Raw genomic sequence first — 13,645 nt, 5'->3', positions numbered from 1 at the left:
GGCGATTATTCCGGCACAGGTTGCTCCGGCACATCCACGCCGACATGGATCGCATCGTGGCGCCAGAACTCCAGGTCGCAGTCGATCAGCCGCTGGTGCTGGTCATAGTTGACCCGTGCGATGCGCAGCCCAGGGCTGCCCACCGAGACCCTCAAAGCCGCCGCCGCTTCCGGTTGTAACGAGGTGGGCACGATTTCGAACTTCACCCGGCCGTAGTGCAGGTCGTAATGGCGAGCGTACAGCTCGGTGATGGACTGGTTGAGGTCGAACCCGAGGATGTCCGGGAAATACTGCGGGTTCAGGTAGTGCTCGACGTACAGCACCAGCCGCTCATCGATACGCCGCACACGACAGATCTGGATCACGCTGGACAGCGCCGGCAACTGCAACCAGGCACACACGGCCGCCGAAGCCGGTTGCAGGCGTGCAGAAATCACTTGGGTAGAAGGCACACGCCCCTGGGCCGCGACCATGGCGTGGAAATGGCTGCGCTGCATCAGGTTGTAGGCCAGGCGCGGCGGCGAGACGAACCAGCCCCGGCGCTCCTCCCGAAAGATCTGCCCCTGGGCTTCGAGCTGCAACAACGCTTCGCGCACGGTGATCCGCGTGGTCCCGAACAATTCACTGAGCTTGCGCTCGGCCGGCAACTTGCTGCCTGGCGCCAGCAACCCGTGGTCGAGTTGCTCCTGCAGCACCTGTCCAATGGCTGTCACCGCTTTGGTTGCATCGATGCGCATCAACGTTACCTATCTGGACTAGACCAGCACTGTTTCGGGGCAGGATCGACGGCTCATCGATCCGCTTCTGAGTCCAGCAAGCCTAGGCACTGCACATGACTGGCAGATGACAGAGCCGCCGAACGGTCGTTTTGCCAGCGTGCAAATTAACGGCCAAGTCCTTGCAGATCAGCCGTTTAACCATGGTCTACGCTTAATTCGCAGCCAACCCCCACGAGCCTGGCATTTCCGGCCGCCTGCGGCACCGACATCAAAATGTCACAGGGCTCGCCTACATTGGCTCAGGTATTGCTGACCTAGACCAACACAACCGCAATCGCAGCGTTGAAAACGCCCATAGGAGCTTCGGATGAAACAGCTTTTCCTGGCATCACTGTTAGGCTCGACCATTGCCATGTGCACCGCCGCCATGGCCGCTGACACCGATCTGAAAACGTTGGAAGCCGCTGCGAAAGCGGAAGGCGCCGTCAACAGCGTCGGCATGCCCGATGACTGGGCAAACTGGAAAGGCACCTGGGACGACCTGGCCAAGCTCTACGGCTTGAAACACATCGACACCGACATGAGCTCGGCCCAGGAAATCGCCAAGTTCGCCGCCGAAAAAGACAACGCCAGCGCCGACATCGGCGACGTCGGTGCGGCCTTCGGCCCGATCGCGGTCAAGCAGGGCGTGGTCCAGCCCTACAAGCCAAGCACCTGGGAACAAGTACCGGCCTGGGCCAAGGACAAGGACGGTAACTGGGCATTGGCCTACACCGGCACCATCGCCTTCATCGTCAACAAGAAGCTGCTGCACGGCTCCGAAGTGCCGACCAAATGGGCCGACCTGAAGACCGGCAAGTACAAAGTCTCTATCGGTGACGTGAGCACCGCCGCCCAGGCCGCCAACGGCGTGCTGGCCGCGGCCCTGGCCAACGGCGGCGACGAGAAGAACGTCCAGCCGGCGCTGTTGATGTTTGCCGATATCGCCAAGCAAGGGCGCCTGTCCATGGCCAACCCGACCATCGCCACGATGGAAAAAGGTGAAGTCGAAGTCGGCGTGGTCTGGGATTTCAACGGCCTGAGCTACAAGGCCAAGATGGCCAACCCCGATGACTACGTCGTACTGATTCCGTCCGACGGCTCGGTGATCTCCGGCTACACCACCATCATCAACAAATACGCCAAGCACCCGAACGCCGCCAAGTTGGCCCGTGAGTACATCTTCAGCGATGCCGGCCAGATCAACCTGGCCAAGGGCAACGCCCGTCCAATCCGCGCCGAGCACCTGAAACTGCCGGAAGAGGTCCAGGCCAAACTGCTGCCGAACGAGCAGTACAAAGGCGTGACCCCGATCAAGGATGCGGATGCGTGGGAGAAAACTTCCAAGGCACTGCCGCAGAAGTGGCAGGAAGAAGTGATCATCAACATGCAATAAGGCGGTCGCTCCCGCTCGGAGATCCACTGGGCACCCAACTGTGGAAGAGTCCCTGTGGGAGCAAAGCTTGCTCGCGATAAACGATGACCCGGTCTTGCAGTTGAACCGTGTCGCCAGCATCGCGAGCAAGCTTTGCTCCCACAGGCCTGCTCTCACAGTGGAGCTCGCTGGTTCCCCGAGTTTTCTGGTATCTGCCCGGAGTCCCGGTACCCATGAAGCACAACGTCATCCTGGTGGTGCTCGACGGTCTCAACCATGAGGTCGCCCGGCATGCCATGGGGCATTTGCAGGCTTACGTCGGCGCAGGACGCGCGGCCCTCTACAAACTGGAATGTGAGTTGCCCGCCCTGTCCCGCCCGCTCTACGAATGCATCCTCACCGGCGTCGTGCCCATCGACAGCGGGATCGTGCACAACAACGTCTCGCGCCTGTCGAACCAGCGCAGCATTTTCCACTATGCCACCCAGGCCGGCCTGAGCACGGCGGCTGCGGCGTATCACTGGGTCAGCGAACTCTACAACGCGTCCCCCTTCGTCGCCGGTCGCGACCGTCACACCGACAACCCCGACCTGCCGATCCAATACGGGCATTTCTATTGGAATGACCACTACCCCGATTCCCATCTGTTCGCCGACGCCGAACACCTGCGCCAACGCTACTTGCCGAACTTCCTGCTGGTGCACCCGATGAACATCGACGACGCCGGCCACAAGCACGGCCTCGACACCCCGCAATACCGCAACAGCGCCCGCTCGGCCGATATCAACCTGGCGGTCTACCTGCAAGGCTGGCTCGACGCCGGTTACCAGGTGCTGGTGACCGCCGACCACGGCATGAACAACGACCGTTCCCACAACGGCCTGCTGGCTGAAGAACGGGAAGTACCGCTGTTCGTCCTGGGTGACAGCTTCAGTTTCGATCCCGCTGCCGCGCCCAAGCAGACCGAACTGTGCGGCACCATTTGCCAATTACTCGGCGTCGACCACGACAAACCTTATTGCCAGGAGCTACTCAAGTGAACGCCATGACGCGCGGCAAATGGCTGGCAGCGTTGTGCCTGGTGCCCTTCGCGATTTTCTTCATCGTGTTCCAGATCGCCCCGCTGCTCTGGGTGCTGGTCAACAGCCTGGAATCGGAAGAGTTCGGCTGGGGCCTGGCCAACTTCAGCAAGATCTTCAGCTCGAAGTTTTATCGGCAGGCAATCCAGCACAGCCTGGAGATCAGCTTCTGGTCCAGCGTGTTCGGCATCGTCATTGCCGTGCTCGGCAGCTATTCCCTGCGCCGAGTGGATTCGCGGCTGCGCAACTTCGTCAATGCGTTCGCCAACATGACCAGCAACTTCGCCGGCGTGCCCCTGGCCTTCGCCTTCATCATCTTGCTGGGGTTCAACGGCAGCATCACGCTCATGCTCAAGCAGGCGGGGATCATCGAGGATTTCAACCTGTATTCGAAAACCGGGCTGATCATTCTCTACACCTACTTCCAGATTCCCCTGGGCGTGCTGCTGCTCTATCCAGCCTTCGACGCCCTGCGCGAAGACTGGCGCGAGTCCGCCGAGTTGCTCGGCGCCAACGGCTGGCAGTTCTGGCGGCACATCGGCTTGCCGGTGCTGACCCCGGCGCTGCTGGGCACTTTCGTGATCCTGCTGGCCAACGCCCTCGGCGCCTACGCCACGGTCTACGCGTTGACCACCGGCAACTTCAACGTGCTGCCGATCCGCATCGCCGCCATGGTCTCCGGCGACATTTCCCTCGACCCGAACATGGCCAGTGCCCTGGCCGTGATACTGGTGGCGTTGATGACCGTGGTGACCGTCGTCCATCAGTTGCTGCTCAAGAGGAGCTACCATGTCTCGCGCTGAACCGGGCTCCGTCGGGCTTTATCATCGGGTGGTGGTGTACCTGCTGTTCGCCATCCTGCTGCTGCCCCTGGCCGGCACACTCGTCTACTCCATCGCCAGCAGTTGGTCGGCCACCGTGCTGCCCAGCGGCTTCACCTTCAAATGGTATGTGCAGTTGTGGAGCGATCCGCGTTTTCTCCACGCCTTCGGTCAGTCGCTGCTGGTCTGTGTCGGTGCGCTGGTGCTCTCGGTGGTGTTGATCCTGCCGTTGCTGTTCGTGGTGCATTACCACTTCCCCAAGCTCGACGCACTGATGAACATCCTCATCCTGCTGCCCTTCGCGGTGCCGCCGGTGGTGTCGTCGGTGGGGCTGTTGCAACTCTATGGTTCCGGGCCGCTGGCGATGGTCGGAACGCCGTGGATCCTGATCGGTTGCTACTTCACCGTCGCCCTGCCCTTCATGTACCGGGCGATCACCAACAACCTGCAAGCGATCAACCTGCGCGACTTGATGGACGCTGCCCAACTGCTCGGCGCCAGCACCTTCCAGGCCGCGTTCCTGGTGGTGCTGCCGAACCTGCGCAAGGGCCTGATGGTGGCGCTGCTGCTGTCCTTTTCGTTCCTGTTCGGCGAGTTCGTGTTTGCCAACATTCTCGTCGGCACCCGCTATGAAACCCTGCAGGTGTACCTGAACAACATGCGCAACAGCAGCGGTCACTTCACCAGTGCGCTGGTGATTTCCTATTTCTTCTTCGTACTGGTCCTGACCTGGGCGGCCAACATCTTGAGCAAGGACAAAAGCCAATGAGCTACGTCAGCGTCCAACACCTGCAAAAAAGCTACGCCGGCACGCCGGTGTTCAGCGACATCAACTGCGAGATCGGCAAGGGCGAATTCGTCACCCTCCTCGGCCCTTCCGGTTGCGGCAAATCCACGCTGTTGCGCTGCATCGCCGGCCTGACTGCGGTGGATGCCGGCCAGATCATCCTCGACGGACAAGACATCGTCCCGCTGAGCCCGCAGAAACGCGGCATCGGCATGGTTTTCCAGAGCTACGCCTTGTTTCCCAACATGACCGTGGAGCAGAACGTCGCCTTCGGCCTGCGCATGCAGAAGGTCGATGCCGGGGACAGCCGCCAGCGCGTACTGGAGATCCTGCGCCTGGTGGAGCTGCATGAGTTTGCCGGCCGCTATCCCCATCAACTCTCCGGCGGCCAATGCCAGCGCGTCGCCCTGGCCCGCTCCCTGGTCACACGGCCGCGCCTGTTGCTGCTGGACGAGCCGCTGTCGGCCCTGGATGCGCGAATTCGCAAGCACTTGCGCGAACAGATCCGACAGATCCAGCGTGAGTTGGGCCTGACCACGATCTTCGTCACACACGATCAGGAAGAAGCCCTGACCATGTCTGACCGGATTTTCCTGATGAACCAGGGAAAGATCGTACAAAGCGGCGATGCCGAAACCCTTTACACGGCGCCAGTCGATGTCTTTGCCGCCGGCTTCATCGGCAACTACAACCTGCTGGACGCCGACAGCGCGAGCAAACTGCTGCAGCGGCCGGTGAGTGGCCGCATCGCCATCCGCCCGGAAGCCATCGAGCTGAGCCGTAGCGGCGAGACCGACGCGCTGATCCGCAGCCACAGCCTGTTGGGCAACGTCATCCGCTACCGGGTCGAGGCCCGCGGCGTGGAATTGGTGGTGGATGTGCTCAATCGTTCGGCCGCCGACCTGCACCCCGATGGCGCACGGTTGTCACTTTCCATCGATCCGTCGGCGCTGTGTGAGGTAGCCTGACGGCTTTGTTGATTTTGAAACTGATTTTGAAAAGGAAACGCGCTGATGGCCCTGGCAATTTTTGATCTGGACGAAACCCTGATCCACGGCGACTGTGCCACCCTCTGGAGTGAGCAAATGGGCCGCCTGGGCTGGGTCGATCCCGAGTCGTTCATGCGGCGCAACAACGAGCTGATGGACGCCTACAGCCACGGCAAGTTGAGCATGGAAACGTACATGGACTTCAGCCTGGAGCCGATGATCGGCCGCACGCCCGAGGAGATAGAACATCTAGTGGCGCCATGGGTGGAAGATTTCATCGAGCCGATCATCTTCAGCGACGCCACCAAGGCCATCGCTGAGCACCGCAAGGCTGGTGACCGGATCCTGGTGATTTCCGCCTCGGGCACACACCTGGTCAAGCCGATTGCCGAACGCCTGGGCATCGACGAAATCCTGGCCATCGAACTGGAAGTGGCCCATGGGGTGTACAGCGGCCAGACCGTCGGCACCCTGACCTACCGCGAAGGCAAGATCGCCCGGCTGCTGGACTGGCTGGATGCCGAGGAAGAGAACCTGGAAGGCGCGAGTTTTTATTCCGACTCGCGCAATGACTTGCCGCTGTTGCTCAAGGTCGATCATCCGCACGTGGTGAACCCCGACCCGGTATTGAAGGCCCATGCCGAATCGGCCGGCTGGCCGATTCATACCTGGAAATAAACACCGGACGGGAAAAAACTCCGGTCCCTGTGGCGAGGGAGCTTGCTCCCGCTCGGCTGCGAAGCAGTCGTAAACCGGCTGACGCGGTCTACCTGGATAGTTGCGTCGTCCCGATTGGGGCGGCTGCGCCACCCAGCGGGAGCAAGCTCCCTCGCCACGGGGGCGATCCATGCCTGCGAATACAAGACCACAGGTTCAGGTTCAACCTGGTTCTACCAGGGCCTGTTGCCCAGCAGCAGCCAAAAACTCCAGCCGATCAACAACACACCGCAGAGACGACTGAGCCTGCGTCCCTGGGGCAAGTTTTTTTCCAGCAAGATGAAGGCGCCGATCACTGCCACCCAAAGCAGGTTCATCACCCCGACCACGAACAGCAGGCCCATCAGCGCCCAGCAGCAGCCCAGGCAGTAAGCGCCATGGGCCAGGCCCATGCGCCACCCGCCAAGCACGTCGGGGCGCCAGTAGCCGAGAAGAAAATGCAGCGGCCCGCGACAATGCTCAAGGCAGGCCTCCTTGCCTGGCAGCCACTGATAGACCCCAGCGACCAGCAACAGGCCGGCGCCCAGCGCGGTACTGGTGGTGCGCATCCCCGGGCTGAGCAAGGCGAGCTGCTCAAGCGCCCATTGCAACGCCGTGGCGCCGAGGGCGAAGCCGGCCCAGACCAGGCCATAGGCACTGCAGAACAGCAGCAGGGCCAGGTGTCGCTGCGGTGTCGGCATGCGCTTGCGCAGCATCTGCTGGTAGATCAGCAACATGGGCAGGGCGCTGGGCAGCATCATGCCGATCATCATCACCGTCCACATGGCGAACATCAGCAGCGCATCGGCCGGACTCCAGGGCATGATCATGCCAGCCATTGCCGCATCCGCCATGCCGCCCGGCGCACTCATGTCGCGGGCCATGCGCAGCAGTGTCAGCCAGGCCAGGGCGGTCAGCCCGAGCAGACAGAGCAGCAGGAGCCACTGCTCGCCTGTCAGCCGCTTGCCCGGGGTCGCCGCCTGAGGTTCTGCCATCGCTACGGCTCTATGCCGTGGCCGGTGAAGTGCACATGGGCGAGGTGGCTATGACTGCCCTGGGATTGCAGCTTGAGGGCTGCATGCGTCTGGTAGCTGCCGCTGGCGACTTCGGCCTCATGGAACTCGAAGCCCTCGGGCAGGGACAGGCGGACGCGATGCGGTGAGCCGTCGATCGGGCTGCGGATCGGCTCGCCGCTGGCCTGCAACACACCTGGAATGTCCAGGTGCGCCAAGCGCTGGTCGACATCGATGGATAGGGTGATGGGCACGAACAGCGGATCGAACGCTTCAGTCATGGTGCTGCTGAACACCTGGAACACGTTGGCCCCAGGGTCGCTCTCCAAGCCTGAAAGAATGGTCAGCAGGGCCTGGCGTTGCGCCTCGTCGGCACGTTCGTCGATGAACACCTGACAACTGCCGTTGCCCTCGTGGATGGCGCCAGGCCAAGCGAAGGTGGCGGCCCAGCACAAGCCGTCCAGCGCCACCTGATTGAAATACCCGTGTTCCACTCGCATCGACGCCACCGCCTGGCAGTGGCCGTGGGTCGGTGGCGCATTGAATTGGCAGGGGCAGCCCCAATTGCAGTTGCAGGCAATGAATTCGACGCCCTGCATGCGCCATTCGGCGATGGCCATGATCAACCTCTTCACCTCACGGGTGAAATGAAAGCTGCGGTTACCCCATCCCCTCATTGATTAACGCTAGCAGGGTTAGTGCAACGGATACGGACTGCCGACCAGAGGTCCGCTTGTGCGTGTGGCGCAAGACGAAGCAGCCCAGACTTGCGGCGCTACACCAAGGCTTATAATTTCCGACTGTAACTTCCTGTGAGCGCCCGAAACCAATGTGGGAGCAAGGCTTGCCCGCGATGGCGGCCGTACATTCAGCATCAATGCAAACTGATCCATCGTTTTCGCGAGCAAGCTTTGCTCCCACAAGTTCGCATCCAGCTTCGGGAATCAGCTCAGGCTTTCATCGATCAGCAGCACCAATTTCCCGGACACCCTGTTGGTTGCCAGCTCGGCAAACGCCGCCTCGGCATCCTTGATCGCAAAGGTCCGGGCCAGTTGCGGGCTCAGGCGTTTGTCGGCAAACAGCGGCCACACGTGTTGCCCCAGTTCGCTGATCAGGTCGGCCTTGAACTGCTCGTCGCGGCTGCGCAAGGTCGAGCCGAGCAGTTGGATACGCTTGCCCAGCACCTGGGCCAGATCAAGCTCGGTCGTGCGCCCGCCCATCAGGCCGATCAACACCCAGCGGCCGTCAACTGACAAAAGTTTCACGTTGAGTTTGGCGTAGCTGCCGCCCACCGGATCGAGGATCACATCGAAGGGACCGAGGTCGTTCAGACTCTCCAGGCCATCGGTGCGAATTACACCGCCCTGGGCGCCCAGGGCCTCGCAATAGGCCAGCCGTTCGGCCGAACCGACACTGACCCAGCACGGGTTGCCAAAGGCCTTGCACAACTGGATCGCGGCCGAACCGACGCCGCTGGCGCCGGCGTGCAACAGCACTTTCTCGCCCGGTTTGAGCGCCGCCAACTGGAACAGATTCAGCCACGCGGTGCTGTAGACCTCAGGCAGCGCGGCCGCTTCAGACAATGACAAGCCCTCCGGCACCGGCAATACATGCCGGCCATCGACCACCACCTCCTCGGCCATCCCGCCGCCGGCCAGCAACGCGCAGACGCGGTCGCCCACCTGCCAGGACGAGCCCGGCCCCACCTCGCTGATCACCCCCGAACACTCCAACCCCAACACTTGGCTGGCGCCGGGTGGCGGCGGGTAAAGTCCGGCTTTTTGCAACAAATCGGCCCGATTCAGGCCGGCGGCCGCCACACGGATGCGAACTTGCCCGACATCACATGCCGGACTTGGCTCATCAGCCCATACCACTTGGCCTTCAACGCCTTGCAATGCTTTCACGGTGCCTCCATAGTGAGTCTCGACTGGGCCCGCTGCTTCAACGCCGGGCTTTCTTGCATTATGCGCCCGGGCCACATGGAACCGGCGACTTCAAAGACGGCCTAATATGCGTTATCAATTGTCCCTGCGTCGAATCAGCATGAAGCACCTGTTCCCCAGCACCGCCCTCGCGCTCGTCATTGGCCTCGGCCTGTTACCGTTGTCGAACGATACGTTCGCAGCCAACAGCTGGGACAAGCTTCAGCCCGATCGCGACGAAGTGATTGCCAGCCTTAACGTCGTCGAATTGCTCAAGCGCCATCACTACAGCAAGCCACCGCTCGATGATGCGCGCTCGGTCATCATCTATGACAGCTACTTGAAGCTGCTCGATCCATCGCGCAGTTACTTCCTGGCCAGTGACATCGCCGAATTCGACAAGTGGAAAACCCAGTTCGACGATTTCCTCAAGAGCGGCGACCTGAACGCCGGGTTCACCATTTACAAGCGTTACCTGGACCGCGTGAAGGCGCGCCTGGACTACACCCTGGCCGAACTGAACAAAGGCGTCGACAAAATCGACTTCAATGCCAAGGAAACCTTGCAGGTCGACCGCAAGGACGCCCCTTGGCTCAAAAGCACGGCCGAACTCGATGACCTGTGGCGCAAGCGCGTCAAGGACGAAGTGCTGCGCATGAAGATCGCCGGCAAGGACTCCAAGCAGATCCAGGAAACCCTGACCAAGCGCTACAAGAATCAGTTGGCGCGCCTGGACCAGACCCGCGCCGAGGATATTTTCCAGGCGTACATCAATACCTTCGCCATGTCCTACGACCCGCACACCAATTATCTGTCGCCGGATAACGCGGAAAACTTCGACATCAACATGAGCCTGTCCCTGGAAGGCATCGGTGCGGTGCTGCAGAGCGACAACGACCAGGTGAAAATCGTGCGCCTTGTTCCGGCAGGCCCGGCGGACAAGACCAAGCAGGTCAGCCCGGCGGACAAGATCATCGGCGTCGCCCAAGGCAACAAGGAAATGGTCGACGTGGTCGGCTGGCGCCTGGACGAAGTGGTCAAGCTGATCCGTGGCCCGAAAGGCTCGGTGGTGCGCCTGGAAGTCATCCCGGCCAGCAATGCGCCGAACGACCAGACCAGCAAGATCGTGGCCATCACCCGCGAAGCGGTGAAGCTGGAAGAACAGGCGGCGAAGAAATCGGTCCTCAACCTCAAGCAGGACGGCAAGGACTACAAGCTCGGCATCATCGAGATTCCGGCTTTCTACCTGGACTTCAAGGCCTTCCGCGCCGGGGATCCGAACTACAAAAGCACCACCCGCGACGTCAAGAAACTGCTGACCGAACTGCAGAAGGAAAAAGTCGACGGCGTGGTCATCGACTTGCGCAACAACGGCGGCGGCTCCCTGCAGGAAGCCACCGAACTGACCAGCCTGTTCATCGACAAGGGCCCGACCGTGCTCGTGCGCAACGCCGATGGCCGAGTGGATGTGCTGGAAGATGAAAATCCGGGCGCGTTCTACAAGGGGCCGATGGCCTTGCTGGTCAACCGCCTGTCGGCGTCGGCCTCGGAGATTTTCGCCGGCGCCATGCAGGACTATCACCGTGCGTTGATCATCGGTGGCCAGACCTTCGGCAAAGGCACCGTGCAGACCATCCAGCCGCTCAACCACGGCGAACTGAAGCTGACCCTGGCGAAGTTCTACCGGGTGTCCGGCCAGAGCACCCAGCACCAGGGCGTGCTGCCTGACATCGATTACCCATCGATCATCGACACCAAGGAAATCGGTGAAAGCGCCCTGCCCGAAGCCATGCCGTGGGACACCATCCGACCGGCGATCAAACCGGCCGTGGACCCGTTCAAGCCGTTCCTGGCCCAGCTCAAGTCGGACCATGACGCGCGTTCGTCCCAGGACGCAGAGTTCGTGTTTATCCGCGACAAGCTGGCCCTGGCGCAGAAATTAATGATGGAAAAAACCGTCACCCTCAACGAAGCCGACCGTCGGGCGCAGCATGCCGACATCGAGGCCAAGCAACTGGCCATGGAAAACCTGCGTCGCAAGGCCAAGGGCGAAGAACCGCTCAAAGAGCTGAAGAAAGAGGACGAAGACCTGATCACCGAGCCGGAGAAAACCAAGCCGGAAGACGACGCCTACCTGAGCGAGACCGGGCGGATCCTGCTGGATTACCTGAAACTCAACACGGCGATCGCCAAGCACTAAGATGATGGCCATTTAATGGTGATGCTCGTCGGAGTGTCATCAAACTGACATCAGTCTGTCGTGAAATACAGGACTGGGTGCCCCGCACCCGGTCCTTTTTTTATCGCCAGAGATTGCCATGACCACGACAGAACAGCTGAGTGCCTTGAGTTCGATCCTGGCTCAAAGCGGTTTGCACAGCCTGTTCCAACCGATCATCTGCCTTTCCGAACGGCGCATCGTGGGCTATGAAGCCTTGACCCGCGGCCCTTCCAACAGCCCGCTGCACTCCCCTATCGCATTGCTTTCGGTAGCGCGCCAAGCCGGACGCCTTAGCGAGCTGGAACTGGCCTGCCGCCGCAGCGCCTGCCAACGCTTCAATGAGCAAAAGCTGCCGGGCAAGCTGTTTCTCAACGTTTCGCCCGAATCCCTGCTGGAATCCGCGCACCAGACGGGACGCACGCTGCAATTGCTGCAAGACTTCGGCATCGCCCCCAGCCAGGTGGTGATCGAACTGACCGAACAGACCCCCATCGATGACTTCCAGCTCTTGCAAACCGCCCTGCATCATTACCGGGCGATGGGTTTCTCGATTGCCTTGGACGACCTCGGTGCCGGTTATTCGAGCCTGCGGCTGTGGTCCGAATTGCGCCCCGACTATGTGAAGATCGACCGGCACTTCATCGACGGCATTCATCAGGACGCCCTCAAGCGCGAGTTCGTCGGCTCGATCCTGAAAATCGCCCGGGCTTCCCGCGCCCAGGTGATTGCCGAGGGCATCGAACTGCCGGAAGAGCTGGCGGTGCTGATCGAAATGGGCGTCGACCTGGTCCAGGGCTATCTGCTGGCCCGGCCCCAGGAACAACCGTCGCGCGATGCCAGGGCACTGATGCCCCGGCAGGACAGCGGCGTGGTGGCGCTGAATGATGAGGTCAACGACCTCAGTGCGCTGCTCAACGAACAGCCGGCGGTGGCTCACGACACGCCGACAGCGTCCGTGCTGGAAGCGTTCCGGCGCCAGGCCAATCTCAACTCCCTGGCGGTGCTGGACAATCAGAACCAGCCCTGTGGCATCGTCCATCGCCATTCACTCTCGGACGCCTTGCTCAAGCCCTTTGCCACCGACCTGTTCGCCCGCAAGCCCATCAGTCGGCTGATGAGCGATGACTTCCTGGCGGTGGAGTTGAACCAGTCGCTGCAACAAGTCAGCCGCCTGATCACCAGCCGCGCCCGGCAACGCATCGAAGAAGATTTCATCATCACCCTCAACGGTGGCTACCTGGGCCTTGGCCGGGTAATCGACGTGCTCAAGCTCATCACCGAACTGAAAATCCAACAGGCCCGCTACGCCAACCCACTGACCCTGCTGCCGGGCAACGTGCCGATCCAGCAATGCCTCACGCGCCTGCTGCAACAACGGCAGGAATCGGTGATCTGCTACGTCGACATCGACAGCTTCAAGCCCTTCAACGACATCTACGGCTACGGTCGCGGCGACGAAGTCCTGCTGTGCCTGGCCCAATGTCTGAACGAACGCATCGACCCCAGCCGCGACTTCGTCGGCCACATCGGCGGCGACGACTTCCTGCTGGTCCTCGGACCGGACGACTGGCGCAAGCGCCTCGACCAGTTGCTCAGCGACTTCCAGACCCACTGCCGCCGCTTCTACCGCCCCGAGCATTTGGAGGCGGGATGCTTTACGGCGTTGAATCGGCAGGGGATTCGGCAGGAGTTTGCGTTATTGTCATTGTCGATTGGCGTGGTGCACTTGCGTGCCGAGGCTTGTGGGGAGTTGGATGCCAGCCAGCTGGCGGAACTGGCTTCCCAGGCCAAGCACCATGCCAAGGAGATTTTGGGAGGGAGTGTGTATTTGGTGGAGGGGTTGGCTGAGCGGGCGGTTGTGATGGAGTTGGGGTTGTCGGTGTAAGTGAGTCCCGCATTGGCCCGAACGCCTGACGCTACCCCTGTGGCGAGGGAGCTTGCTCCCGCTGGGCTGCGCAGCAGCCCCCCTCTTCTGACCGAC

General features: G+C 61.4%; 12 protein-coding genes. 8 read left to right on the top strand and 4 right to left on the bottom strand.

Features of this window, described 5'->3' with window-relative positions:
* Positions 1-5 precede the first annotated feature (5 nt).
* On the bottom strand, positions 6-737 hold the full coding sequence (locus J3P88_RS08285) for a UTRA domain-containing protein (protein ID WP_434574644.1): 732 nt from the start codon (positions 735-737) through the stop codon (positions 6-8).
* Between the two features lie 349 nt (positions 738-1,086).
* Between J3P88_RS08285 and J3P88_RS08280 the strand changes: the two genes are divergently transcribed.
* The 6 genes from J3P88_RS08280 (at position 1,087) to J3P88_RS08255 (ending at position 6,487) form a co-directional block, all read left to right on the top strand.
* Complete coding sequence (locus J3P88_RS08280) at positions 1,087-2,154, top strand: ABC transporter substrate-binding protein (RefSeq protein ID WP_186710124.1); 1,068 nt, start codon at positions 1,087-1,089, stop codon at positions 2,152-2,154.
* A 212-nt stretch (positions 2,155-2,366) separates the two neighbouring features.
* Positions 2,367-3,173, top strand: a complete 807-nt coding sequence (locus J3P88_RS08275) for an alkaline phosphatase family protein (RefSeq protein ID WP_434574643.1) — start codon at positions 2,367-2,369, stop codon at positions 3,171-3,173.
* A 5-nt stretch (positions 3,174-3,178) separates the two neighbouring features.
* Complete coding sequence (locus tag J3P88_RS08270; protein WP_186710146.1) at positions 3,179-4,015, top strand: ABC transporter permease; 837 nt, start codon at positions 3,179-3,181, stop codon at positions 4,013-4,015.
* A complete protein-coding gene (locus J3P88_RS08265; RefSeq protein WP_186710129.1) occupies positions 4,002-4,802 on the top strand; it encodes an ABC transporter permease in 801 nt (266 codons plus the stop codon). Before J3P88_RS08270 ends, J3P88_RS08265 begins: the two co-directional genes overlap by 14 nt.
* Positions 4,799-5,788: an ABC transporter ATP-binding protein gene (locus J3P88_RS08260; protein WP_434574642.1), complete on the top strand. Its 990-nt coding sequence runs from the start codon at positions 4,799-4,801 to the stop codon at positions 5,786-5,788. Before J3P88_RS08265 ends, J3P88_RS08260 begins: the two co-directional genes overlap by 4 nt.
* A 45-nt stretch (positions 5,789-5,833) precedes the next feature.
* A complete protein-coding gene (locus J3P88_RS08255; protein WP_186710133.1) occupies positions 5,834-6,487 on the top strand; it encodes an HAD family hydrolase in 654 nt (217 codons plus the stop codon).
* A gap of 212 nt (positions 6,488-6,699) precedes the next feature.
* Here J3P88_RS08255 and J3P88_RS08250 read toward each other — a convergent pair whose 3' ends face one another.
* The 3 genes from J3P88_RS08250 to J3P88_RS08240 all read right to left on the bottom strand — a co-directional run bounded on the left by J3P88_RS08250 (position 6,700) and on the right by J3P88_RS08240 (position 9,425).
* Positions 6,700-7,500: a DUF2182 domain-containing protein gene (locus J3P88_RS08250; protein ID WP_434574641.1), complete on the bottom strand. Its 801-nt coding sequence runs from the start codon at positions 7,498-7,500 to the stop codon at positions 6,700-6,702.
* Positions 7,501-7,502: 2 nt separating this feature from the next.
* On the bottom strand, positions 7,503-8,138 hold the full coding sequence (locus tag J3P88_RS08245) for a DUF1326 domain-containing protein (RefSeq protein ID WP_434574640.1): 636 nt from the start codon (positions 8,136-8,138) through the stop codon (positions 7,503-7,505).
* A gap of 324 nt (positions 8,139-8,462) precedes the next feature.
* A complete protein-coding gene (locus J3P88_RS08240; RefSeq protein ID WP_434574639.1) occupies positions 8,463-9,425 on the bottom strand; it encodes a zinc-binding dehydrogenase in 963 nt (320 codons plus the stop codon).
* A 139-nt stretch (positions 9,426-9,564) separates the two neighbouring features.
* Here J3P88_RS08240 and J3P88_RS08235 point away from each other — a divergent pair, with 139 nt between their 5' ends.
* Complete coding sequence (locus J3P88_RS08235) at positions 9,565-11,643, top strand: carboxy terminal-processing peptidase (protein WP_186710148.1); 2,079 nt, start codon at positions 9,565-9,567, stop codon at positions 11,641-11,643.
* A gap of 118 nt (positions 11,644-11,761) precedes the next feature.
* Entirely contained in the window at positions 11,762-13,549 is a 1,788-nt protein-coding gene (locus J3P88_RS08230; RefSeq protein ID WP_186710139.1) for a bifunctional diguanylate cyclase/phosphodiesterase, read from the top strand.
* Positions 13,550-13,645: the final 96 nt, after the last annotated feature.

Source organism: Pseudomonas sp. Z3-6 (genome assembly GCF_051131985.1).
Taxonomy (GTDB): Bacteria; Pseudomonadota; Gammaproteobacteria; order Pseudomonadales; family Pseudomonadaceae; genus Aquipseudomonas; species Aquipseudomonas zanjanensis.
Note: the sequence above shows the minus strand (reverse complement) of the source record. Positions and strands in the feature narration are given on the sequence as shown.

What these genes read in the sequence shown, in the direction of transcription:
- J3P88_RS08255 (WP_186710133.1), top strand. Translation starts at nt 5,834, where the DNA reads ATGGCCCTGGCAATTTTTGATCTGGACGAAACCCTGATCCACGGCGAC.
- J3P88_RS08260 (WP_434574642.1), top strand. Translation starts at nt 4,799, where the DNA reads ATGAGCTACGTCAGCGTCCAACACCTGCAAAAAAGCTACGCCGGCACG.
- J3P88_RS08245 (WP_434574640.1), bottom strand. Translation starts at nt 8,138, where the DNA reads ATGGCCATCGCCGAATGGCGCATGCAGGGCGTCGAATTCATTGCCTGC.
- J3P88_RS08230 (WP_186710139.1), top strand. Translation starts at nt 11,762, where the DNA reads ATGACCACGACAGAACAGCTGAGTGCCTTGAGTTCGATCCTGGCTCAA.
- J3P88_RS08270 (WP_186710146.1), top strand. Translation starts at nt 3,179, where the DNA reads ATGACGCGCGGCAAATGGCTGGCAGCGTTGTGCCTGGTGCCCTTCGCG.
- J3P88_RS08285 (WP_434574644.1), bottom strand. Translation starts at nt 737, where the DNA reads ATGCGCATCGATGCAACCAAAGCGGTGACAGCCATTGGACAGGTGCTG.
- J3P88_RS08280 (WP_186710124.1), top strand. Translation starts at nt 1,087, where the DNA reads ATGAAACAGCTTTTCCTGGCATCACTGTTAGGCTCGACCATTGCCATG.
- J3P88_RS08275 (WP_434574643.1), top strand. Translation starts at nt 2,367, where the DNA reads ATGAAGCACAACGTCATCCTGGTGGTGCTCGACGGTCTCAACCATGAG.
- J3P88_RS08265 (WP_186710129.1), top strand. Translation starts at nt 4,002, where the DNA reads ATGTCTCGCGCTGAACCGGGCTCCGTCGGGCTTTATCATCGGGTGGTG.
- J3P88_RS08235 (WP_186710148.1), top strand. Translation starts at nt 9,565, where the DNA reads ATGAAGCACCTGTTCCCCAGCACCGCCCTCGCGCTCGTCATTGGCCTC.
- J3P88_RS08250 (WP_434574641.1), bottom strand. Translation starts at nt 7,500, where the DNA reads ATGGCAGAACCTCAGGCGGCGACCCCGGGCAAGCGGCTGACAGGCGAG.